General features: G+C 61.0%; 22 protein-coding genes. 7 read left to right on the top strand and 15 right to left on the bottom strand.

The window, feature by feature from the left end; all coding sequences use genetic code 11:
- Window positions 1-81: 81 nt before the first annotated feature.
- The 3 genes from V3C85_RS00945 to V3C85_RS00955 all read right to left on the bottom strand — a co-directional run bounded on the left by V3C85_RS00945 (window position 82) and on the right by V3C85_RS00955 (window position 1,077).
- On the bottom strand, window positions 82-225 hold the full coding sequence (locus V3C85_RS00945; RefSeq protein ID WP_331793285.1) for a DUF6915 family protein: 144 nt from the start codon (window positions 223-225) through the stop codon (window positions 82-84).
- Between the two features lie 9 nt (window positions 226-234).
- Window positions 235-729, bottom strand: a complete 495-nt coding sequence (locus V3C85_RS00950) for a DUF6878 family protein (RefSeq protein ID WP_331793177.1) — start codon at window positions 727-729, stop codon at window positions 235-237.
- Window positions 730-912: 183 nt separating this feature from the next.
- A complete protein-coding gene (locus V3C85_RS00955) occupies window positions 913-1,077 on the bottom strand; it encodes a hypothetical protein (RefSeq protein ID WP_304880493.1) in 165 nt (54 codons plus the stop codon).
- A gap of 628 nt (window positions 1,078-1,705) precedes the next feature.
- Between V3C85_RS00955 and V3C85_RS00960 the strand changes: the two genes are divergently transcribed.
- The 4 genes from V3C85_RS00960 (at window position 1,706) to V3C85_RS00975 (ending at window position 5,155) form a co-directional block, all read left to right on the top strand.
- Window positions 1,706-2,371, top strand: coding sequence for a DUF6088 family protein (locus V3C85_RS00960; protein ID WP_331793179.1), 666 nt, complete (start codon window positions 1,706-1,708; stop codon window positions 2,369-2,371).
- Window positions 2,361-3,407: a hypothetical protein gene (locus V3C85_RS00965; protein ID WP_331793180.1), complete on the top strand. Its 1,047-nt coding sequence runs from the start codon at window positions 2,361-2,363 to the stop codon at window positions 3,405-3,407. Before V3C85_RS00960 ends, V3C85_RS00965 begins: the two co-directional genes overlap by 11 nt.
- 172 nt (window positions 3,408-3,579) lie before the next feature.
- Window positions 3,580-3,828, top strand: coding sequence for a helix-turn-helix domain-containing protein (locus V3C85_RS00970; protein ID WP_202662008.1), 249 nt, complete (start codon window positions 3,580-3,582; stop codon window positions 3,826-3,828).
- Between the two features lies 1 nt (window position 3,829).
- On the top strand, window positions 3,830-5,155 hold the full coding sequence (locus V3C85_RS00975) for a type II toxin-antitoxin system HipA family toxin (RefSeq protein ID WP_331793181.1): 1,326 nt from the start codon (window positions 3,830-3,832) through the stop codon (window positions 5,153-5,155).
- Window positions 5,156-5,283: 128 nt separating this feature from the next.
- On the opposite strand, the gene V3C85_RS00980 is transcribed toward V3C85_RS00975, so the two are convergent.
- On the bottom strand, window positions 5,284-5,607 hold the full coding sequence (locus V3C85_RS00980; protein WP_136905947.1) for a DUF736 domain-containing protein: 324 nt from the start codon (window positions 5,605-5,607) through the stop codon (window positions 5,284-5,286).
- Window positions 5,608-6,340: 733 nt separating this feature from the next.
- Between V3C85_RS00980 and V3C85_RS00985 the strand changes: the two genes are divergently transcribed.
- Window positions 6,341-6,586 (top strand): hypothetical protein, encoded by a 246-nt coding sequence (locus tag V3C85_RS00985; RefSeq protein ID WP_331793182.1) that lies wholly within the window; start codon window positions 6,341-6,343, stop codon window positions 6,584-6,586.
- A gap of 75 nt (window positions 6,587-6,661) precedes the next feature.
- Here V3C85_RS00985 and V3C85_RS00990 read toward each other — a convergent pair whose 3' ends face one another.
- The 11 genes from V3C85_RS00990 to V3C85_RS01040 form a co-directional block, all read right to left on the bottom strand.
- Window positions 6,662-8,800, bottom strand: a complete 2,139-nt coding sequence (locus tag V3C85_RS00990) for a ParB/RepB/Spo0J family partition protein (RefSeq protein WP_331793183.1) — start codon at window positions 8,798-8,800, stop codon at window positions 6,662-6,664.
- Between the two features lie 99 nt (window positions 8,801-8,899).
- Window positions 8,900-9,340, bottom strand: a complete 441-nt coding sequence (locus tag V3C85_RS00995; RefSeq protein ID WP_331793283.1) for a JAB domain-containing protein — start codon at window positions 9,338-9,340, stop codon at window positions 8,900-8,902.
- Window positions 9,341-9,538: 198 nt separating this feature from the next.
- Complete coding sequence (locus tag V3C85_RS01000) at window positions 9,539-10,738, bottom strand: DUF932 domain-containing protein (protein ID WP_331793185.1); 1,200 nt, start codon at window positions 10,736-10,738, stop codon at window positions 9,539-9,541.
- A 144-nt stretch (window positions 10,739-10,882) separates the two neighbouring features.
- On the bottom strand, window positions 10,883-12,085 hold the full coding sequence (locus V3C85_RS01005) for a Fic family protein (RefSeq protein ID WP_331793187.1): 1,203 nt from the start codon (window positions 12,083-12,085) through the stop codon (window positions 10,883-10,885).
- A gap of 167 nt (window positions 12,086-12,252) precedes the next feature.
- Entirely contained in the window at window positions 12,253-14,517 is a 2,265-nt protein-coding gene (locus tag V3C85_RS01010) for a hypothetical protein (protein ID WP_331793189.1), read from the bottom strand.
- A gap of 187 nt (window positions 14,518-14,704) precedes the next feature.
- Complete coding sequence (repC, locus tag V3C85_RS01015; RefSeq protein WP_331793191.1) at window positions 14,705-15,781, bottom strand: plasmid replication protein RepC; 1,077 nt, start codon at window positions 15,779-15,781, stop codon at window positions 14,705-14,707.
- Window positions 15,782-16,001: 220 nt separating this feature from the next.
- Entirely contained in the window at window positions 16,002-16,958 is a 957-nt protein-coding gene (repB, locus tag V3C85_RS01020; RefSeq protein ID WP_331793193.1) for a plasmid partitioning protein RepB, read from the bottom strand.
- Entirely contained in the window at window positions 16,958-18,157 is a 1,200-nt protein-coding gene (gene repA / locus V3C85_RS01025) for a plasmid partitioning protein RepA (RefSeq protein WP_331793194.1), read from the bottom strand. The genes repB and repA overlap by 1 nt, the downstream gene beginning before the upstream one ends.
- Before the next feature lie 281 nt (window positions 18,158-18,438).
- Window positions 18,439-19,269, bottom strand: coding sequence for a hypothetical protein (locus V3C85_RS01030; RefSeq protein WP_331793195.1), 831 nt, complete (start codon window positions 19,267-19,269; stop codon window positions 18,439-18,441).
- 220 nt (window positions 19,270-19,489) lie between these two features.
- Window positions 19,490-20,128, bottom strand: coding sequence for a hypothetical protein (locus tag V3C85_RS01035; protein ID WP_331793196.1), 639 nt, complete (start codon window positions 20,126-20,128; stop codon window positions 19,490-19,492).
- Between the two features lie 53 nt (window positions 20,129-20,181).
- Window positions 20,182-20,484 (bottom strand): hypothetical protein, encoded by a 303-nt coding sequence (locus V3C85_RS01040; protein WP_331793197.1) that lies wholly within the window; start codon window positions 20,482-20,484, stop codon window positions 20,182-20,184.
- Between the two features lie 177 nt (window positions 20,485-20,661).
- Between V3C85_RS01040 and V3C85_RS01045 the strand changes: the two genes are divergently transcribed.
- Both V3C85_RS01045 and V3C85_RS01050 read left to right on the top strand, forming a co-directional pair.
- On the top strand, window positions 20,662-20,973 hold the full coding sequence (locus V3C85_RS01045) for a hypothetical protein (RefSeq protein WP_331793198.1): 312 nt from the start codon (window positions 20,662-20,664) through the stop codon (window positions 20,971-20,973).
- Between the two features lie 19 nt (window positions 20,974-20,992).
- On the top strand, window positions 20,993-21,649 hold the full coding sequence (locus V3C85_RS01050; protein WP_331793200.1) for a lytic transglycosylase domain-containing protein: 657 nt from the start codon (window positions 20,993-20,995) through the stop codon (window positions 21,647-21,649).
- Window positions 21,650-21,652: the final 3 nt, after the last annotated feature.

The raw sequence follows: 21,652 nt of genomic DNA on the forward strand, positions 1-21,652 counted from the left end.
TCCGCGATAGACCACAGGAACCTCCCCGCCGTCCGCACCGCCAGCGCTTTGATCCGCGCGGAGCGGACGGCGGGGCCCCTCCTATGGACTATCGCTACCCGACAGGTCGAGAAAAGCCTTGCCTGTCCAGATAACATCTAAGAATTCGTGGCAGCCGAGGTAGTCCTCGACCGTGCCGCCCCATTTCTTCACCGAGGACAGGGCGTGGTGATACGGATGTGCCATCGCCGCCCCTCAGAAATCATGGGTGTAGAGTTCGGACGACGTGAACCGTTCGTTGAACTCGAGATGGATGGTCCGGGCGCGGGCATCGAGGCAGAACTCGCCATAGGCGCCATCATTGTCCTGCCAGCCGGAATGCGTATGGGAGAGGAGGTCGTAGACCAGTTCTTCGACAGCGCCTTCCAAGGTCAGACGGCGCTCGGTGGGTGCCCCGCTCGGCCAGTCGATGCCAGCGAAGGTGATTTGATCGGCGGGCAGCGTGACGCCCTGGTCGGTATCACTCCGGGCCTCGATGCTTTCGATCTGCCCGCTGTCGCCCGAGCCATCGAAGCTGACCAAAACATGCGCGATGCCGACAAGGCGGAGCCCGTCGAACAACACCCCCTTGTTCCGGGCGTGCAGCGCCGCTTCGGCAGCGTCACGCTCCGCCTGCTCGGCCAGAATGCGTGACAGTTCGAGCGAGATTTCAGGGGCCGGCGCAGCGCGGCCAGGAAGATGGATGGTCATTTCGGGATCTCCGGGGAGAGCGGGTGACATGTGAGCCCGCTGCCGCTCTCTCTGTCTCGGCGGGCTCGCCCTGCCCGCTCCCTCCTCGACCTCTCGCTTGCCGGACCCCTCGGTTCGGCGCCGTTTCCCCTGACGGGTGCGCTGATAAGCGCTCTCGGATGGGGGGTGAGGCGCTTTCGCGCCTCATTGCCAGGGGTCGATTTCCAGGGCGACGAGGGTCTCGTCGCCGTCGTATTCATCGGACGGCATCGCTGCGTGGGTGCCGTCCCCGGCCTGGAACACGACGATCGAGACCATCAGCGTGGCGGCGAGAGAGGCGGCGAAAGCGGTGGCATCCTTGTAGGACATGGGGTTGGCTCCTGTCTTCTTGGGGGCGGAGGACCATCCCCCGCGCGACAGGCGCCCGAAGTGTCTGACCGGATCTGCAATCACCCTCGTGCGTTCGGCTCGTCCGAATCCGCGAGGGCGGCACGCTCGCGTAGCCGACCCCTCTGGGGTTGAGTGTCAAAGAGACGGATCAGACCAAGGACAGCGAATGAAAGCGGGGGATGGGGCTTTGACCTCAGACAGGAGCCCTACCCCGTCACGGGATGCCCACCGCTCGCCAGCCGTGCCGCCACGTTGGTCTTAATCGATCGTCATGTTCCAGACCGGGTTCTCACAAACTTCAATGCTGCCCATGAATACGAGGCGGGCTCCCGCGCCTGACCCGACCTCTGGCACTTGGCCGCAACGCGCCGAACCTCACGCCAGCGGCCTCCTTCCGGCTGGATCAGCCGTCGCACAAGGGATCGTTGCCCGAATGGGGGGAGACTGCCCAGCAGGCTCCAGTCGGGACGACCAGAGCCCGGCCCCGGCTCTGCCGGGATGCGCCATAGTCTTTCTTGCCGAAGTTCTGCAGTCGATCAATGTGAAACCCACCTTGAAATCTCCGCACTTGATTGTCAGAAAAACATGAGCGATTTTCTGACATATGATGACGACGTCCGCCTCAGTTCCCGATCGGGTCATGAAGCGTGTCCGCGCAAGCGGACGCGGCAGCGTGTTCACGCCGCGAGACTTCCTCGACATGGCCGCCCGTGCTGCAGTCGATCAGGCTCTGTCACGTCTGGCCAAAGCAGGGCATCTCCGGCGACTTGCACGCGGACTCTACGACTTCCCCAAGTTGCACCCCAGGCTTGGGGCCCTTAACCCCACACCTGATGATGTGGCGCAGGCCCTCGCCCGGGAAACCGGATCGCACTTGCAGATCGATGGCGCGCGCGCAGCGAATGCACTGGGCCTCTCAACGCAAGTCGCTGCGCAAAGCTCCTGGCTGACGGATGGGCCATCCCGGCGCGTGGTTCTGGGTAAGCGCGTGGTCGATCTCCGCCATGCCTCGCCCAAGCATCTGATCGCGCCTGGCAGCCCGGCAGGAACCGTAGTTCAGGCGCTGCGCCATGTGGGCGTATCCCGCGCCGCAGATGTACTTCGGGTCGCTGCTCAAAGCCTGACGGAGAGCGACAAGAGGACCCTCGCCAAAAGCGCCTCTCAGGCGCCAGCCTGGATGCGCGCCACCTTGCTGTCGATTGCCGATCTCGGGACGGGCGACCGCATTGAAGAACCGCCACACAGTTTCAGGCGAGCTTCCAATGATGGGTAATCCTAGATTCCGTCGCACCATCGGCATCGACTATTCAGGGGCAGAAACCGCCGAGGCCAGCCTGAAAGGGCTGCGCGTCTATCAGACCTTGGGCGACAGCGTCGCCGAAGAGGTATTGCCGCCCGCCGGCCCCAAAAAATACTGGACAAGGCACAGCCTCGCCGATTGGCTGATCGAAACCTTGGATGGATCGGTGCCGACAGTTGTCGGCATTGATCACGGCTTTTCATTCCCGATACGCTACTTCGAGCGGCATGGCCTTGAGCCCGATTGGCCGAATTTCCTCGACGATTTCTGTGCGCACTGGCCGACAGATGGCAAACACACTTATGTCGATTTCGTGCGCGACGGGTCTGTTGGAAATGGCGCGGCGCGGCAAGGGGAGAGACATTGGCGGCGGCTGACTGAGGAGGCTGCCGGATCGGCAAAGTCCGTTTTCCATTTCGACGTCCAGGGATCGGTCGCCAAATCAACCCATGCCGGCATCCCATGGCTGCGCAAAATTCGACAGGCTCGCCCGCAAATCCATTTCTGGCCTTTTGATGGTTGGGAACCTGCTCAGGACGCCTCCGTGATCCTCGAAGCCTATCCTAGGCTCTGGAGCAGCCTCTACGACAGCGAGGCCAGAACTCAGGATCAGCACGACGCCTATGCAATCGCGCGTTGGCTCCAGGAGGCCGATATCAGCGGTGAAATCAAACAGGCGTTTGCGCCGCCCCAGCCGGAAAGTGTTGCGATGACAGCTCAGGTCGAAGGCTGGATTCTCGGAACCACTTGGCCCCCGACGGAGAAGCCCCGCTCCAGCCCAAAGAGTGAAAGCCCTCGCAGATCCTCAACCACGGCAACTGGTTACGTGAACCGCAATAGTCAGGAAGTGCTGTCCCGCACCGGACAGCCGGGCACGGACCACAACCAGATCGTCTACATCCTGAAATGTCACCATTGCGGGGCGCGGTACGGTGCGAACGGCTCAGACGTTTTTCAACGCCGTTGCCCTGAGTGCGGCGATGGAAGGCCCAAAATTCCAATCGGTTGACGCTTTATCTGTCCGGCTCGGCCTAGCCGCGTTATACTTCCTTTTGCGCCCTGCTGAGACTTCCGCATCGCCCTTGAACGATATTTCCCAATTATAGCTTAACTGGGATATCACGACAAAATCGTCTTTTGGCTATATTGACGAAATATCGCCGATAGACTATCAGTTTGGCATGGAAAAGCCCCTTACCCATTCCATACGTAGCCTCCGGCAGGCAGCAGCAGCCCTTCGCGCCCGCAGGCGTGCCCAGGGGATGACCCAGAAGCAACTCGCTGAAACGACGGGTACTGCCCAATCCACTATCTCGGATATCGAGACGGGCGTCGTTTCGGTCAGCCTCGACGTCTATCTGCGCCTTCTCGAAGCCCTCGGTGCTGAGTTGACCGTGACCGGGCGCATGCCTGATCAGGATACGAACTGACATGGCACGCTTGGCACGCAGGCGGGCCGGCATCCGGCGTAGCAAGACGGCAGTCTGGTATGAACGGACACGGGTTGGCACGCTGACCAAGGCCACTGATGGCGGCGTTGCCTTTTCCTACGATCCAGCCTGGCTGGCCTCGGACTTGGCTTTCCCCGTCGCCAGTGTCATGCCGCTGACCCAAGAAGACTGGAAAGGCGATCCGGTGATTGCCGCTTTCGACAACCTGCTGCCCGATGCCGAAGGCGAGTTGCGCGAAAAGATCGCGGCGCGAGTGGGCGCCGAAGGCAAAGACGTGTTCTCTCTTCTTTCTGCGCTCGGGCGGGACTGTGTGGGGGCGCTGCAATTCTTGCCCCTGGAGGAAGAACCCGCCGCCCAGGATATGGATTATCGCCAGATTTCCGAAGAGGAGATGCTCGCTGATCTGAAGAACCTTGCTGCCGCGCCATTGGCACTCGGGGATGACGAGGATTTCCGGATCTCCATCGCCGGGGCACAGGAAAAAACTGCTTACCTCAAAATTGGGGGCCTTTGGGCGAAACCACGTGGGATCACGCCAACGAGCCACATCTTCAAGACCCCGATGGGCATCCTGCCCGGCCCTGATGAAATCGACATGAGCGATAGCGTCGAGAACGAGCTGTTCTGCATGACTCTGGCTGGCGAGATCGGCTTGCCAGTTGCCACGGTCAGGAAAATCGTCCTGCCCGGACAGGTCGCACTCGCGGTCGAACGCTTCGACCGAGTCTGGGATCACGAATCCCTGAAGCGCTTGCCACAGGAAGACATCTGCCAATCGCTGGGTTTCCCCTCGGCCCGGAAATACCAAAAGGCAGGCGGCCCCGGCGTCGGTCAAATCATGGAACTCCTGCGGGAATCCGACGATCCTATCCGGGATCGAGAAACCTTTTTCCGCGCCCAGATCTTCTACTTCCTGATCGGCGCCTCTGACGGCCATGCCAAGAATTTCAGCCTGCAACTCGGCCGTCGCGGCCGCTTCCGTCTCGCCCCGCTCTACGACATCCTGAGTGTAGCACCCGTCGTCCATGCAGGACGCCTTCAGCGCAAACGCTACCGGCTCGCGATGTCCATCGACGGCCGTTATGGCATAGACGAAATCGTGCCGCGCCACTTTGAAGCCGAGGGCAAGGCCTGTGGCCTTCCTAGGAACCGTGCGCTGGAGCTTCTTTCAGACATGGCTGACGGCCTCGGTCCGGCGCTGGAACGGACAAAGCTCAGCCTGGGCGATCAAGTACCGGGCAGCGTCATCGATCCGATCATCATGGATTCAATGGAGCGCGCGGAACAGGTCCGAAAGGTCTTGTAAGGCATCGCCAATAGGCTTTTGCCACTTCCGATCTTTCATTGAATGCCGGGTTTTCAACAGATGTTGAAAATCATGTTCGGGTTGAAGCCTTAGCCCCGGTCATTCGACCGGGGCCCTTGCTTTGGCGATCAGTCGCCGCGGCGTGTGTTGGGGCGCGACCAGATGAGGGAATGGCCCTCGCCGTCTTCGTCATCGAAGAGGTTGGCGTAGATCGGGGCGGCAAAGCTCGGATCGTCCAACTTCAGGCCCAGGTATTCGCGGCCCTCGTTCGATTTCTTCGTCCAGGCGGCGCCGATCTCAGCGCGGCCGACCAGAACCCGGTGGGAGGGCGCGTTCTCGCCCGAGGCGCGCAGGTCGGGGACGAGGCGCACACCCTTGGCCTGCAGGCTGAGGGTGAAGATTTCGCCGGTGTATTCGGTGCCGGTCTTCTTGAAGGTGCCGATGGTTGCCATGTTCTTTCTCCGTTTTGCTGTTTCGGGCCCGCGTCCTTGCGGCCTCGATGGCGATCGACAGACCGGAGGCGACCGCTGGCGCACCCCCTTCACGGGGGCTGGACAGCACAGGAGAAACTTTCTTGTCCCGCGAGGAATGGCGGTTCTGCCGACAGGGGAAGAAAGTTGTGACGACGCTGTTGCGCCGAAGCGGTCGAGGCGAAGACGTCCTTCGGGCAGATCAGCCCATCACCAGAGGCCACTGGACGCGGGCTGGGACAGACAATCCACGGAGATCAAGGCGACCCTGAAGGCCAGTCAGGAGAACAGGACTGCAGTACCGGTGATGAGATCACCCCTGGCCACCAGGCAGGCCAGCTTGCGCCCCCTGCTGCCTCGCGGCTCCCGCTACTCCACGTGGTTCAGGTCTGCCAGCGTGATGGCAGGCAAAGGACGATTTCCGAACGAGGGCCGCCACTGGGCCAAGATGCTGGTCGATCCATGCTGAGGCTCTACCCCAACCAGCGCAACTCGAAGATCATCTGACAGCGAGTCCAATGCCCTCACCCCCTGCCCCAATTCCTACCGCTTCAATGGCCGCTTGGCAAAGGTCCGTCGAAACCTGAGCCTTGCCGGGTGTTTGGCAGACTCCTTCTCCGTCCAGCAAGGCCTGAATACCCCGCATACCCTTGCGGGTGTTTTCAGTCTGGCATGCGGGATAAATTGGTCCCGACCACACAACGAGGGAAATATCATGAAAACATGGGTTTCAACGATAGCAGGCGGATTTGCGGGTTGGGATGCACCTTATGCTTTGCATCCGAATGATGAAGCGCGGGCAGCGACAACGCTAAACGCGATGATCGCTGACGGGATTGAATGGCCCGAAGCAGAAAGGGAGTTCCGGCATTATCTCAGTGAGCGCGGCGTGCGCGGCCAGAAGTTGGAACGCCAGATGGAGCGAGTAGCTGCCTTCATATCCCCACGGCTGAGGGGTTGAGTGCGTTCAACAAAATAGCGAGCTAGTCTTTGCCCGCATGAAAAAACGGGGCGACCGAAGCCGCCCCGTTGACGGTCATTCAGCGGCGATCAGGTGCTGGCGCTCCTCTTCGTCGTCGGCAGCGACCTCGTCGTCTTCGGTCAGGAAGGCGGGAAGTTCGACCGCGGCATCCTCAGTTGCGGCATGATTGCCAAGGTCGGGATCGTCTTGGCGCAGCGGTTCGGGCAGCCAGCCAGAACCGCCGAGGAGCCGTTCCGCCTCCCGTGCCATATCGCCCTTCTTGAGGTGCGCGATCAGTTCGACGGCCTGGGCCCCGGCACCTTCGCCTACGGCCTCCAGGATGCGGCTCTTGGTGACACGGCCGAGGTAGTTGGCCACCGTCGGCTTCCAGCCTGCTTCGACCAGATCCAACTGGGTCGTGCGAGCGAGACGATCCGCCTCACGCAAACGACGGTCGAGGCCGTGCTGGCTGATCCCCATGCCGCTGTAAGGGTTCGGGCGCTCATAGAGCGCGTTTACCCCGAAGCTGAGGCAATGGGCCAGCAACGCCTGGCGGCTGGCCTCGTCCAGGGCGTGGAGCCAGTCCCAGAGGACATCATCCCCTTGCCCCAGCGGCATGTCTGCTCTCCAGCCAGCGTGCCGGGCGTCGATGTTCTGCGCCGGAAGACTGTCAGCCAGATCTGCGGCCTGAATGGGCAGGTGGATATGCCGCACCGCGGTTTCGAGCGCTGCACCAGAAGCGCAGGAGACAAAGCAATCTGTGACCAGTTTATGCAGGAGCGCCGTCATCGCGATGCGCGGATTGTTCGCCACCGCATCCCGCAGTGCCAGCGTGCGATGCGCCGTCAGTTCGATGACGAGCCGTTCGGGCAGCGGCTTGATCGCATCACCCTCGTCCTCGTCATCCTCCTGCCCCCGGTTCTCGCCCGCCATGTTGATCACCGCCACGCGGGTATCGCTGCGGTCACCTTCCATCGGGGCATCATCCTCCACGGCCCCGCTGGACGGTGCACCCGCGGGCACTGCCCGCTGCTCATCCTCCTGTCGCACGAAGCCACGTTCGACCAGCAGGCTGCCATCGCTGTCGATGCTGACAAAGGCCCCTGCCCTGCCAACCTGTTCGGGATCGAAAGTCATCGGGCGGCTATCGAAGGCACCGAGCATGCGCTCAATCTCACCAAGCCGCTGATCAACGTCCTCAGGCAGGTCGTCGGCCTCAGCATATTCAGCCTCCAGCCGGCCGTATTCGTCGCGCAGCGCCTCCCGCGTGGCCCGCTCTTCATCGGTAAGATCGACAGTGGTGCCCAGCAGCTCGCGCAGCCCCATGGTGTGACCATAGGGGAAGCCCGCCGCGACCTCGATCCATTTCCAGCCCTCGGCGGCGATGGTCTCAGCCTCCACCTTCAGCTTCTCGCCCACCAACCGCTCCAGCAGCACGGGATCTTGCAGCCAGCCCCCGTCATCCTGCTGGAAGAGGTCACGCAGGACAAAGCCACCGGCGGCCTCGTAGGCCTCAAGCCCGAGGAACCGAGCGCGCTTGTCCGACGCGCGCACGGCAGTCTCGGTGAGCATGCGCCGGATCTGATAGGGTTCCTTCGACCAGGAGTTCTTGACTGCCTCCCAGACCTGCGCCTGCCGTATATGATCACCCGAGATAGTGAAGGCCATCAGTTGTTCCAGGGTCATGCCGTCTTCGGCGTAGACGTCCAAGAGCGCGGGCGCGACGGTCACGAGGCGCAGGCGCTGCTTAACCACCTTCACATCGACGAAGAAGGCCGCCGCGATGGCTTCTTCGGTCATGCCTTTCTCGCGCATAGCTTGGAATGCGCGAAACTGGTCCAGTGGGTGCAGGGGTGCGCGCTCGATGTTCTCGGCCAGCGAGACCTCGTCGATCAGGACGGAATCATTTGCCGCGCTGACAATGCAGGGCACGGGTGCCGACTTGGCCAGGCGCTTCTGCTTGACCAGCAGTTCCAACGCGCGGTAGCGGCGGCCGCCAGCGGGCACTTCGAACTTGCCGGTCTCAGCCCCGTCCTCGCCGATCACGGGGCGCACGTGCAGGCTCTGTATCAGGCCCCGGCGGGCGATGGACTCGGCCAGTTCATCGACCGAAATCCCAGCCTTCACGCGCCGGACGTTGGACTGGCTCAGGACCAGATTGTGGAAGGGGATGTCCCGCGACGAGGCGAGGGTGATTTTCTGCATGTTGGTCATCGGACCAATCTCCGCGACGGGCGCCGAGAGCCTCTCTCTCGGTCTCCAACCCGTCGAAATCCCCCTGCCCTTCTCTTTCTCTCTCGCCACGGCAGGGCATCAGAGATGGCCTGACCCGCGAAGGCTAACCTCCCGGCCCGCGCCCACGATGATGTGGTCGTGCAGGGTCAACCCAAGTACGCCACAGGCCTTCTCCACCTCCTTCGTCATGGCAATATCCGCCTCTGAGGGCTCGGGATCGCCCGACGGATGGTTATGAACCAGGATCAATGCCGAGGCATTTAGGTCCAGGGCGCGGCGAACGACTTCACGTGGATAGACGGGGACGTGATCAACCGTGCCGACGCCAAGCCGCTCATCAGAGATCAGCCTGTTCTTGCGGTCCAAGTACAGCACGTAAAATCGCTCGACCTCGCCACGCACCGACAGGGCGCAATAGTCAATCACCGCTTGCCAGGACGTCAGGACGGGGTTGCGGTTGATGTAGCGGGACAAGATTTCGCGGGCCGCGAAGATGGTGGCCTGCTCCTGCGCGGTCAGTTCGCAGGTGCCAGAGCGCGGAGAGGCGAATGGGGTGGTTGGTTCAGAAAATCGGGACATTTGAGTCTCGTGAGTTGAGCCGATTAACACCCCGGACTGGCAACAACGCGCTGCCCGGGCGGAGTTGGCCGGGATGGGGAAAGGGGAAGAAAATGGTGCGGGCAGAGGGCCGCCGGGCCCCCTGCCCTGCCGCAAACCTCAACTGACGCGGTCGAGGAGTTTCTTGGCCCGCCCTTCCATGTCGAGGCGTGCATCTTGCTGGGTCTTGTCGCGCGCGAGGCGTGTAATCCCTTGAACAAAATCAAAAATCGACTCCGGTGGGCGACCCTCCTCCATCAGAACCTTTTCGATGATCTTGCCGGATTCCACTTTCGAGAAGCCGCGCTTCCGCAGAAAGTCATCCCGATCCTCATCGGTGCGCGCCACGATCTGCTGCCGCGCAGCCTTGATACCGTTCACGAAGCCCTGCGCCGACGAATTGGCGAAGCGTGTCAGAGCCGGTGCTGCCTCATGAGCAAAGCGGGTCGCGGCGTATTTTGAATGGCGGATGGTGATCTCCTGGAAGTCCTCAACGCCCCAGAGATTGCGGTTTTGGCACACCGCACGGAGATAAAAGCTAGCGATTCCAAGGGTTTTTGCGCCAACCTCGGAATTCCAGCAGTAGAACCCCCGGAAATAGAGGTCCGGCGAACCATCAGCCAACCGGCCGGCCTCGATCGGGTTGTGGTCATCGACCAGGAACAGGAAGACATCCCGATCCGATGCATAAAGCGTCGTCGTGTCGCGACTGATCTCGACATCGGGGTTGTAGACCCCGGTCGACCAGTCGAGCACGCCCGGCACCTTCCAGCGCGTGTCACCCGTGCCGTTGCCTGCGATGCGCTGCACCGCCTCGACGAGTTCATGGTCATGGATCCGACCGTAGTCGGGGCCGGTCACCGCGCGCAGTTCGGTGCGACCATCCTCAGTCTCGAAGGTTTTCACCTGCTCAGCGCGGTGGTTGCTCAGACCGTACTGAAGATTGATGCCGGCCAAAGGCGCGGGCAGTTGCCGCAGGTAGGAGGCTGGCGCGCCGACAATGCTGGCCAGCTGGCCAAAGGCCCAGTGCGTCGGCGCCACGGGCTCCTTGGCTTTGGGGAGGACCAGATGCAACCGATCAGCACTGTCACGCGAAGCCTCAACCCGGATCTCCGCTGTTTCGACCACCCGAGAACGGCTCCGCTCGGAACGACCCTTCACCGAGGCCCAGAGATCGTCGAGCGACAGAAAGCGCTCGTCATCGGGGCGGTTGAACCATTCGGACGACACCCGCCCGTTCCGCTCGCCCCGGCTCACATCCACCTTGTAGCCGCCCGACGTCACCGGCCGCACGGGGTCCAGAATTTCCATTGTGTTCATGACAGTCACTCCGTGACGGGCGCCGGAAGCCTCTCTCCCGGCCTTGGCCCGTCATCAGACCCCCAGCCTGCCTCGAACTCTCCTCTGCTCGCCGCCGAACCGGTGCTGGACCACCATGGCCGGTTCCCCGTCACGGCCGGGCCTTCAGGTCAGGTCGAACAGGCGCGGAAACAGCACATCGTGGGTTTTGCTGGGAAAGCGCAGCATCAAGGCGCCGCGGGGAGTCTCGGACCCGACCACGCCATCGTCCAGGAGGGATTTCATCGTGGCCCGTCCGGTTCGCGGGGCCACTCCCAGCAGGGCCGCAACGTCACCACGGTCAACCTCGCCACGCAGGAGGATGATGCGCAGCAGGTCCCCTGCCCTTTCGCCCAGACCGGAAAGCGCAGCGTAACGGGCCAGCCGCTCGCCTAGTCGGTCGAAGTCGAACATGCCCGCCATGAAGGTGACCTGATCCTCGCAAACCGCGAGGAACCATTTGGTAAAGCTGACCAGCGCTGCCAGCGACAAGTTCCCGCGCCCGTCACGATCGCCCTGACGGACACGGTCGGCGAGTTGCATCATCTCACGGTATTCATCGCGGCCCGGGAGACCATCCTTCAGGCCACGTGCCAAGCCACGTGAAACTGACCAAAGCCCGCCTGCCCCGACCCCGGCGTGATGAGCCATCGCGTGCGACATCAAACGACTAACGCGGCCGTTCCCATCGTAGAACGGGTGGATGAAGTTGAAGCGATGGTGCGCCGTCGCCACGGCAAGTGCGCGCGTGACCTGACCATGCAGCCAATCCAGCCGAAAGCGCGTGTGGAAATGCGCCATGAATGCGGGCACAGCTTCATGAGGTGGCGGAACATGGGCACCAACCTCCACGTCGCCCTGCCGCCATTCCCCGGGAACGATCCGGACCACCTGGCCCCCATGGCGCAGGGTCAGCATTTCTTCGGTGGCACCCTCATAGAAGGCTTCGTGCAGCCATTTGATGAACGACGGATCGCTCGGATCTGCGAGAGTGCCCTCGACCGCCCGGCGGTCGATCTCTTCCTGCAGGCGGACATGCGCCGCATGTTCTTGCTGCAGCGCCCGGCGTCCTGGATCGGCGTCAAAGTCGCCGGCCAGTGCGCGTTCGATGTCGCGCGGTCGGGTGTTGTTGCCCTCGATCCGGTTGGAGTAGTAGCTGTTCATCATCCGCACCATCGCGGCAAGGTCGGACAAGGTTCGGGCAGGTAAATTGCGACCCAAACCGCGGGCTGACTGGATCAGCCGGTTTGCCGTCTCGACCAGGTCAAGCGGGATGCCATCTTCGAGCCGGGCAGGCTCGATCCGCGATGGGGACACGATATACGTCAAGCGGGCTCCAGAATGCCACTAACAGTCGGAAGTAACATATTCTGCGGCATTGGAAAAATCTATGGTAAATCGGCTTTCTGCCACTAGCGCATGCCACTAGGACTTGCCGCTCTCTGCTCTGGGCTGTGGACCGGGAGACTTCCGGATCCACAACTCTTCTTGATTGATCAGGCCGCTTCCCAGACCTGGTTCAGGATCCGTGCCGCGATCTCGGATTTGTCCTGCGGCAGGAACCGGCCGTAGTGCTGTGCGACCATGTCGGGCGTATCCTGAATGGCATAACTCGCCTGCTCATAGGACCCAGTGCGCTTCAGGATGTGTGTGGCCAGCACATCGCGCACATTATGCGGCCCGTGCGGTAGCAGGCCTTCAATCGCCCCGCGTTTGGTCCATGGGTTGTAGATGCCGTAGCGCTGAATCGCCGTCCTCCACGCCTCATAGAACGTGTTCTGGCAGTAAGCCGCGTTGGTGCTTGTCATCTTTGCCGTCTTGACGAAGAACGTTCCCGGGTTAGCCGCTTCGCCAATCAGGCGCGCGCGATGGCGCTCGATCCAAGCTTCGATCAGTTCGTAGAGTCGCCCGAGGTCCGGGAGGATCAGGCGGAAGGGCTTGGAACCGAAGAAGGAGGAATTGGCATTCTTGAAGGCGACCGACGGGATCAGGATTTCCCATCCTTGGTCGCGGCTGCTCCAACGCAACTCGCCACGCTTCGTGTCCTCCAGCTTGCGCTCTGAGGTCGGCAAGGTCCCTGGCTGGCAAAGCAGCAGTTCGCGCAAGTTCTTCTGGCGTAGCCCCGTGTGAAGACCGATGCGCAGCATCAGGAATGCCCGAACAGCTTCTGCCGTTGCGCGTGCGTCGTGCCGTTCATCTGGCATCCGCTGCAGGATTTCTTCGGTGATCTTGCGGTACTCGCCGACCGGGCTTGGCGCTTCAAGCACCGGGAGGATGGGCTCGAAGGGGTCACGATGAACCCGGGCAACACGGTCGATCTCCTTGATCCGCCGACGGGCGTGCTTGTACATGCGGTCGCAGGCGGCGTGCCAATCCGACTGCACAGCGTTGATGTCGGCCTCGGATACCAAGCCCTCAATCAGACTAAGGCTGCTGCCGATGTGGGGCGATTGACGCAGCCAACCGGTCTCTTCCCGACAGATCGCCGCAGCAATCGAGAGCAAGTCGATCTCCCATTTGGTGTAGAAGCCCCGCCGGCGCTCCCGCCAGTGAAGGTACCAATCCCAGACATGCGGGAAGATCATCATGGCAAAGGTCAAGAGCTTCGGATCGACGCCGAGCCCCTGCACGTCGCTCTCGGGTGGGGCCACGAACGCCCCGAACCACAGCCCGAAATGCTCCACCTTCTGGGAGGCAGTTTCCGTCCCCCACACCCCATTCCGTTGCATGCCGAAGGCGGCGAAGGTCGACGTTTTGAAACGAAGAAGGTCGGCCATCTCGTCGTTCAGGCGTTTGGGCGCGATGACGATGCCGGACTCGTCCGGCGTGCGCACCGATGACGACTTGCGAACCGGCCCCGAGGCACAGCTGAAGCGAACCGCGTAGCGCTGGCGAATGGCAGCCGCTTGATACTTGCGATAATCCGTGGACCCGCTGATGATCACCGTGCGGACCCAGTTCAGGATTTCCGCCTTCTCCTGGCTTGGCCTGCGGTTGAAATCTTCGGGCAGGTGCCACGCCAAACGCCGGCGCTCAGACGGCGAGATGTTCTCTAGATCAAAATCGCCTGGTGCTCGGTCGGGCAGGCCAGACAGGCTCAGAAAGTAGCCCGCCGGCAGTCGATAGCGCCGCTCGATGCGTCCCAGGATTTCCAGGCTGATCGCAGCGCGCGGGACCTTCTTGCCGCGCCCCCAACTGATTAGCGTGCCGCGATTGACGCCGTCCTCGGGTCGTACCACCGCGTTGTAAAGGTGGTAGATGGTTTCGCTATGACGGCGGGCGTGTAGCTGAAGGGCTTCACCAAAAGTCTCAGGATCCTGCCAGGTTTTGTCGAGTGACTCGGGAAATTCAACGACCGCCCTCGGTTGGACTCCAGGCTTCTTGCGGACCTTCTCGGTACCTGTCGCTCGAACGCCTGTCGGGTTTATGGCGGGCCCGCTGGACATGGAGCGTGTTGATCTGCCTCCTGCGCGAGTCGGACGCAGAGTCTCATTCGAAATCGCGCGTGCTACGGCGTCGAAGATAGGCTGCAGCGTTGCCCGGTGTGCACGGAAGCGATCGACATCGAAGTCGAGCATGGCGGACAGAGACTGCAGGTCGAGCCCGCTGCCCCGGTAGGGTGGGTACTCTTTTCGCTCGAGCAGGTCGACCAAGCAGTTATAGAGCAAGCGCACCTCACCTTCGGTGAAGATCGACGTGAGCCGAGCCTTGCAGAATTCTGCGATCTTGCGCGGTGTGAGTGCAGAAGATGTTGATTTCATTTTCCATCCTTCGATTTCTGGGGCTGCCCAGCTATCGAAAGCAATCGCAGAATGGCAGGACTAATGTCGTCGGGTATCTGAACATACATCGCAAACCGTAGACCTTCCACCTAGGCTTCTAGAAGTGGCTGGCTTGACCGTAGAGGTCGAGCGCAAGCTCCATTCTTAACGTCCACCGCGGTGGACATCAGGTTGCGAGGTCTGCCGATCGCGAAAGCCTTTCAAGCAGATGCCATGGGTGGAAATCGGCTGTCTTCCTGCCGATTGTGATGCTGTGGAAATATGCTGCGTGGTTTCTGACCCGTTGCCCCAACTGCAGAAGAAGAAAGACGGCGGATGCGGTCTTCTCGGAACCGATGTTTCTTCGCGCCTCTGCAAAGGTGGCGGGGGTGATGCCCATCATTGGGGCGAGCATTTGGGCGTGTTTTCCAACGTCTTCCCAAGTCCTGAGTGGGCTCGTGGCAAAGGCAGCTGCTTCAGTGCAAACTGCGGCAAGGGTTTGAACGTCGGGCAGCTTTGTGTTTTGTGCCTCTTCAGAGTCTTTTCGTATTTTTTTAGACATAGAATGGTGCCGGACAATTTGTCCGTCGCTGGCGGGCATTTTGGTAGGAACAGCGACGTCCACCGTGGTGGACATTTGCTGTAGCTCGACGTCGATTTTCGTCAGCAGATCACGATATTCGGCAGTTACCAGTTTTCGGCGCAGTAATTTACGCATGCTCGTTGCAAGTTCGTTGTGAACCTCGATGCCGTCGATTGCAGATAGCTTTGAGAGTATCTGCTTGCGAAGGAATATCTGATCGCGGTGTTCGTTCTCCAAATTGACGGCGGCGGCGATCAGTTCGTTTGCACGCTCCATGAGTGGAGAGAGGGAGAGGCCGAAGCTGAGGGATTGGCCATCACATGAGCGGACCCGATAGCGCTTTCTGTTCGGGCTGTCGTGGCGCGTGATGAAGCCGAGTTCGATGAACTTATCGACATGTCGGCGAAGCGTCCGTTCGTCGATACCGCCGATGCGGCGGCAGATCTCGACGTTCGAAGCAAACACGGTATCACCGTGCCCTGGCCGGAGAAAAGACAGGAGGGCCTGAAGGGTTTGAATGTGGCCCGGTTTGAGCCCGAACATGCTTCGAGCATTGCGAAGGGCGCGGAATACACCCCAGATGTCTGGAGCCGTGTTCTCTTGGTTCCGGTCTCCAATGCGGCGACCGGTGACGCTTGTTGAAAGCTGATTGAATGCCATTTCTTGCTGAACGACGGCCAAGTCGGCCCATAGCTTCCCAGGACCTTTCGCGGTGTTTCACGCGAAAAGACAACAAAAATCACGTCCACCGAATCGGTGACTCTTGACCGCTATGTGGGAGATTGCTACATCATAGGTGCAAATCGATGATGGGCTCTCCGAGGGAAACCTTGGGGGGCTCTTTTCTTTCTGGCCTTCGCTACTCTCCTTCTGCTCGAGGTTGCCTCATTATGGCCGAGGGTTATGCCCCTTGGCCGCTCTCATCCCGCCATTGCTGGAAAAGATCCTGAAGCGCCGCCTCAGCACGTTCTTCCAGCCACAGGCCGAATTCTGGGTTGTCTTTCCGCGTGACCTTGATCGCAACGGACTTTGCGTCGATGGACAACTGGCCAACCACAAGGCCGTCCGCGCCCCTAACGGAAAGGCTCTTGGCGGGCGACTTGGTCTTCGGATCTTTGGCTGCGCGGGCGCAGGCGTCGAAGACGATCTGAAAACGCTCGGCGCTGGTCGTCTCCCGGGGCAGGGCGCTCAAAACCGCTTTGGCAACGTCGACAAGCGAGACCTTGGCAGACAGGCCCGCAAGGTCACCCCATTGCCGTCGCCCCGTGCCGTGGGCTGGCCCAATCAGGCGGATCAGCTCTTCAGGGAGTTGATCCACCACCACCCTGTGGTTTGATACCCCCTGCCGGGTCAATCCTAGCGCATCCTGGATGACGCCAGGTTTGTAACCTGCTTCTTGCATCTCTTTGATAAACAATGATTTTTCTATAAAGGATGGGTCCAGGCGCAGGTTGTTCTCCTGGCCCTGAGCAAGCAGAGAAGCGTCGTCGTCCAGAGTCCGCACGATGGCTTTGACTGGGCCCCCGACCTTGCGAATGGCTGCAAGCCTACGACGCCCATACACGACGCGATAGCGATCCGGCCTTTCAGAGGGGCGGACCATGATCGGCACTTGCTGACCGTGCTTGCGGATGCTCTCGGCAAGGTCGTCGATGCCGTCGTCGTCGAAGGACAACCGGTCACGCAGTCCGTCGATGTCAATCATCTCGGGATCGATGTCGCGGATCGAGTTCGCCGTGATCTCGCGAAGCGAGTCACGCAAGCCGCCGACAGAGCCACCGAACTTCACGGGTTTCTGCGGGGCAAGGGGGGCGGCCACGTCGTCTTTCGGAGGTTGGTTGAAGATGTTCCGGCCCATCAGCGTCGACCCCATGCCATCTGAATCGTCTGCTCCAACTCGTCCGCGACGTTGTTCACGCTGCTCAACGCGCGGTCGATCGTTTTGCGGATAAGTTGGCTCGGATCGACTTCATAAATCGTCTGCTGGGTCATCCCTGCGTCCGAGATGGCGGTGGATTTCAGCATCGGTTCGGTCATGACCTGGCCCGCAAGGATCGAGCGCAAGTAACCGGCCATCTGAGTCTGAGGCCCGTCCGATGGTTCATAACGCGTGATCAGGAACTTGACGAAGTCCCAAGTCACCGTCCGCCCGATCGCTTCTTCGACCGCCTGTACCGTCTCCGAAGCCAGTTTGAGGAACTGGCTCATCGACGCGATGTCCAGCATCCCGGGAACCACCGTGACCAAAAGGCCGGTCGACGCAGCCAAAGCGGTCAACGTGAGGAAGCCCAATTGGGGAGGGCAGTCGATCATGATGAGATCGTAGTCCGCTTCGACCTCGTCCAAAGCCAGGGACAACCGTTCTGCGAAAATCGGCTGTTGACGTCGTGCAAGTGCGTTGGCTGTTTCCGTCTCGTATTCCGAGAGCAACAAGCCTGCGGGAACCATGTCGAGATTGTGGAAGTAGGTCTTCTGGATCACCGAAGACAGTGGAACCCTGCCCTCGTATCGAAGCGCGTCATAGATCGTGCCACTTTCGGCAAACTCAAGCTCTGGCCGGAAGCCGAAGAAGGTGGTCAGACTTGCCTGCGGGTCAAGATCAAGTGCGAGCACCCGGTAACCTCTAAGTGCAAACCGCTGTGCAAGGTGGATTGTGGCGGTAGTTTTCGAGGAGCCGCCCTTGAAGTTGACCACGGAAATGACCTGACGCCTGTCTCCATCTCGGCGGCCAGGTCGATAGGCGTCGGCATTCTTGCCTGTTCTGGCCAGAATGCCACGTAGATCGTCGATCTCTTCGGCAGAGTAAAACCGGTGCCCACGATTGTCCGAATAAACCTCAGGAAAGCTCCCATCTTTGTGACGGTTGCGCAGGTTTGACGGGCTAACGCGAAGCAACTCGGCAACTTCAGTGGAACTGAACCGCCGCAATGCTTTGCGATCTTCAGGCTGGAGGGCGGCCTTCATTTGGCGGTTCAGTGACTCTGCCAAGCTATCGGCAAATGCACCGATGTCGGCGGAACCGACCCCTTGATTGAGTTTCTTACCCAGATCACCCATTTGCTGCCCTCAGGCCCCTATCAGGGCTCTTTGTGGTTTTGACGGCTTTTGGCCGTTCTGACGCGTTATCTCGTCAGAACCGAAATGACATGAACGCGTGAGTCCATCAAGAAGAATCTAGATATGGTGGAAAAACTTATCCACATCCCCACAGGGCGTCAAACCGGTCCAACGACTTGCAGAGGCTTTTGAGGCCTGCACCAAGCTAGGAGTGGCTGAAAGGGCAGGGCGACGCGGCTTTGGCGCTGCAAAGCTTGTGCACGATTCGGTACGAGGGGTGCCTAGAAAAGAATTTCACGCATCCTCGCAGCCTCGCCATGCACTGCCAGTGCCGCCGCAAAGCGGTTCAGCCCCAGCCGAACCTGCATTGCACTGACCCGCTCGGCGTAGGCTTCACGGCCGATCCGACGCTCCAGATCCCTCTCGTGGAAGCGCCAGTTCTGTACCGGCGCCAAGCGGATCAGATCGGCAGCTTCCCGCTCCCTCGGGGCCAGCACCCGTTCGTGTTCCGCCCGAGCCAGGGTCGTCCCCGCACTGCGCCATTTCCGCATAAAGCCTAACAAATACCCTGCTGGAACCTGCTCATTCCCCCTTGCCCTGTTGAACGCTCGGAACGCGTCCCAGATGACTTGGGTGTCGACATTCCAGCAGGGCAGGGCGGTCTTCGCCGCCTCGATCAAGTCCGCCCAGGGCGTTCGGTGGACGTTTGACCCAGCCCCTATCTCGATCTTCCCAGCGAACATCATTTTGTTCTTAGAATCTCTAGATAGTGATGTGTCATCTGTGGCTGACACGAGATCTGGCTCAGTTGCAGAGTTATCCACAGAGCCAAAGCGGAAGAGCCAAGGTGCGAACTTGCCATGCGGCTTCCAGCGCAAGAGCCCTAGGGCCGATGCCGCCAATTCAGCCAATAATCTTGTCAGGTGCTGGCGAGACACGCCCATCTTGTCCGCAAGACTGCTGAGCGTGAATGCCGCGGTGCCGCGCTCGAGGCCATTGTAGCCTTCCTTCCAAGCAATGCCGTCCAGGATGATGGTGGCAAGCTTATGGGCCGAGACCGACAGGGGCGTCTCGGTGATGCGGCGCAGGATAGCGCCGGTGGTCAATTGCATGCGTAGTCGTCCTTCTTCTAAGGACGCCGGACCATCGGGCAACAGAAAATCGTGTCCGGCAAGCATGTTGCCGGTTGAACGGACCCAAAGCACGCGCTAGATTCCCTTTGCTACGAGGAAATTAGGGCGGCGTCGGATCTATGGTCTGGCGTCGTTTCTCTTTCTGGGGTTGCGGTTCTTCCGGGTTGATCAGGGGTGATACGGCGCGGCGGATGCCGCCTCAGTACCAAACCTCTTCGAAGCCATAGGTGCCCTCGTAGTCCTTCCAGTCCACGAAGACGCTGCGGAAATAGTAGTCATTGCAGCCCGACGATGGGCTGAAGCTGGAGGCGTCAGGCAGTTGGTCCACGCTTGCTCTGTGCCAGGCGTAGTCGCCCTGTACGCCATAGGTGCCCAAGCGGACGGTCGACCAGACGTTGCAGTCGCCATCGCTGCTCCGGTGCCGACGGTATTCGGTCTGATAGACCCGGATCGAGCGCGCGAAGTCATAGGCAGGGTCCGAGATGTCAACATCGGCTTGGTCCACCACGAGGATTGGGGCCGGGAAGGGCAGGGTGGGCAGTGAAAATTGCGGCTGCGACGATGCCTGGAACGAGATGTCTAGCAGACGCTCGATCGGCATCGCGCGGCGGTAGTCGGCGTGCATCGGGCAGTTCCAGATCTGCAGCGGTGGCTCGACGGGCCAAGGCGTGATCCGCGCGATGAAGACCGCACGAGCATGGGCGCATTCGACTGAGGCGGGCCACCCGCCTGCGAGGCAGAGGAGGATCGCACAGTCGACGGGGTAGGCCGCCGCAGGGGTTGCGAGCGAAATCAGGCTGGATGTGGCGAAACCGCCGGCGAGGCTGCGAAGATTCATGGGACAGGTTCCTTGAAGGGGGGAGGGGGCTCGGCTGCGGGACTGTCCCGACATCAGTCGTCTGGCTCCGGGCCGAGCGCCTGATAGTCGGCGATGGCGCGATTGACCTCGGAGGTCACTTCGGCACGGGCAGATTCAAGGCAATGCAAGTAGATCTGCGCCTCGTCGAAATAGGCGACATATTCTTCTCGGATTTCAGCGGCGTAGGCGGCGCGGGTTTCACCATCGTTGACCGGGGCAGGGGCAAGGGGCGGCAGGCAATCGAGCGCGGTTCCAGCCCAGGCCAGGGTGCCCGGACTGAGCAGCGCGCAACAGAGCAGTCCTGCCGCGGCTAGGTTCAGTGTAGGATCGGGCATGGTGAGTCCCTTCGTTCAATCATGGTGCATGAATTACTAAACACCACTCTTGACGCAATAGGATTCTATCGATAGTTGTGCCCCCACGTTGTGCGGTGACAGGTTTCTCAATTGCACGACATGCACTATGTTGGTTCCGAGCGATGTTGCTTCGGAGCGTGCTGAGCCATGAGGAACTTGACCCCGGTGATCTTACAGGCCGGTTTGAAGGAGGCCCTGACCGAAGGCGGCATCGTCGAAGCCCATAGCGTGGAAGACGCAAAGAAGGTTGGAAACACCTGGACTGGCAACTGGCGCATCTATTTGCGCATAGGCGACCAGACCGCCCTTCTTGTGATCGCGCGCGGCCTCGAGCCTCGGGAGTTCAAGACCATCGCTGGTCTGATCTCCTTCGGGGTCGAGTTGGGTCTGACCACGGTGCCAGTACCTTTGAAGAAGGGCGAGAAGGCAACCTGGACCCATGGCACGGAGGCAGATTCTCAGAGCTAGCCTGGCCCTATGCGGCGGCTTGACCCTATCGGGTCTTGGCGTTTCGCAAGGCGCCGCCGAGGTCATCGACCTCGGGGCAGGTGGGAGCGATCTGCGTGTTCAGTCCGGAGTTCTCGATTTCGGCAAAACCATCCCCGTGCGGCAGACGCGCGAGGACACGGAGACGGAGGCTGAGCCGTCTGAAAACCCAGATGCCACAGTTTGGCGGGCCTCCTATGGCGGCGAGAGGTCGGGGCGCGGCCCCACGGGGCGTGCCGACATCGAGGAGTTGGTGCTGGACGTCGGCGACGACTACCTGCGCCATCCCGGGCTAAAAGAAGCCGGACTGACGGGGACAGAATGGCTGGCCCTCTTCCGCGCCAATATCGCGGTGGAGTCGGGCTTTAACCCGGACGCCCGCTCACCGGTGGGTGCGATCGGCCTTGGCCAGTTGATGCCGGACACAGCGGCGGTGCTGGGCGTCGATCCCTATGATCCCGAAGAGAACCTGCGCGGGTCTGCGCGGTATCTTCTGACCCAACTTGAAGATTTTGGCGCGCCCGATCTGGCGCTCGCTGCCTATAACGCGGGACCCGAGGCGGTCCGGGAATATGGCGGCATTCCCCCCTATGCCGAGACTGAGGGCCACGTGGCCAAGGTGCTGCGGCTGACCACAACCACCCTTGCATTGGAGTAACCT

Origin of the sequence: Pseudotabrizicola sp. L79 (genome assembly GCF_036553525.1) — a bacterium.
Classification (GTDB): Bacteria; Pseudomonadota; Alphaproteobacteria; order Rhodobacterales; family Rhodobacteraceae; genus Pseudotabrizicola.

What these genes read in the sequence shown, in the direction of transcription:
- V3C85_RS00945 (WP_331793285.1), bottom strand. Translation starts at nt 225, where the DNA reads ATGGCACATCCGTATCACCACGCCCTGTCCTCGGTGAAGAAATGGGGC.
- V3C85_RS00950 (WP_331793177.1), bottom strand. Translation starts at nt 729, where the DNA reads ATGACCATCCATCTTCCTGGCCGCGCTGCGCCGGCCCCTGAAATCTCG.
- V3C85_RS00955 (WP_304880493.1), bottom strand. Translation starts at nt 1,077, where the DNA reads ATGTCCTACAAGGATGCCACCGCTTTCGCCGCCTCTCTCGCCGCCACG.
- V3C85_RS00960 (WP_331793179.1), top strand. Translation starts at nt 1,706, where the DNA reads ATGACGACGTCCGCCTCAGTTCCCGATCGGGTCATGAAGCGTGTCCGC.
- V3C85_RS00965 (WP_331793180.1), top strand. Translation starts at nt 2,361, where the DNA reads ATGATGGGTAATCCTAGATTCCGTCGCACCATCGGCATCGACTATTCA.
- V3C85_RS00970 (WP_202662008.1), top strand. Translation starts at nt 3,580, where the DNA reads ATGGAAAAGCCCCTTACCCATTCCATACGTAGCCTCCGGCAGGCAGCA.
- V3C85_RS00975 (WP_331793181.1), top strand. Translation starts at nt 3,830, where the DNA reads ATGGCACGCTTGGCACGCAGGCGGGCCGGCATCCGGCGTAGCAAGACG.
- V3C85_RS00980 (WP_136905947.1), bottom strand. Translation starts at nt 5,607, where the DNA reads ATGGCAACCATCGGCACCTTCAAGAAGACCGGCACCGAATACACCGGC.
- V3C85_RS00985 (WP_331793182.1), top strand. Translation starts at nt 6,341, where the DNA reads ATGAAAACATGGGTTTCAACGATAGCAGGCGGATTTGCGGGTTGGGAT.
- V3C85_RS00990 (WP_331793183.1), bottom strand. Translation starts at nt 8,800, where the DNA reads ATGACCAACATGCAGAAAATCACCCTCGCCTCGTCGCGGGACATCCCC.
- V3C85_RS01000 (WP_331793185.1), bottom strand. Translation starts at nt 10,738, where the DNA reads ATGAACACAATGGAAATTCTGGACCCCGTGCGGCCGGTGACGTCGGGC.
- V3C85_RS01010 (WP_331793189.1), bottom strand. Translation starts at nt 14,517, where the DNA reads ATGAAATCAACATCTTCTGCACTCACACCGCGCAAGATCGCAGAATTC.
- repB (WP_331793193.1), bottom strand. Translation starts at nt 16,958, where the DNA reads ATGGGCCGGAACATCTTCAACCAACCTCCGAAAGACGACGTGGCCGCC.
- repA (WP_331793194.1), bottom strand. Translation starts at nt 18,157, where the DNA reads ATGGGTGATCTGGGTAAGAAACTCAATCAAGGGGTCGGTTCCGCCGAC.
- V3C85_RS01030 (WP_331793195.1), bottom strand. Translation starts at nt 19,269, where the DNA reads ATGCAATTGACCACCGGCGCTATCCTGCGCCGCATCACCGAGACGCCC.
- V3C85_RS01035 (WP_331793196.1), bottom strand. Translation starts at nt 20,128, where the DNA reads ATGAATCTTCGCAGCCTCGCCGGCGGTTTCGCCACATCCAGCCTGATT.
- V3C85_RS01040 (WP_331793197.1), bottom strand. Translation starts at nt 20,484, where the DNA reads ATGCCCGATCCTACACTGAACCTAGCCGCGGCAGGACTGCTCTGTTGC.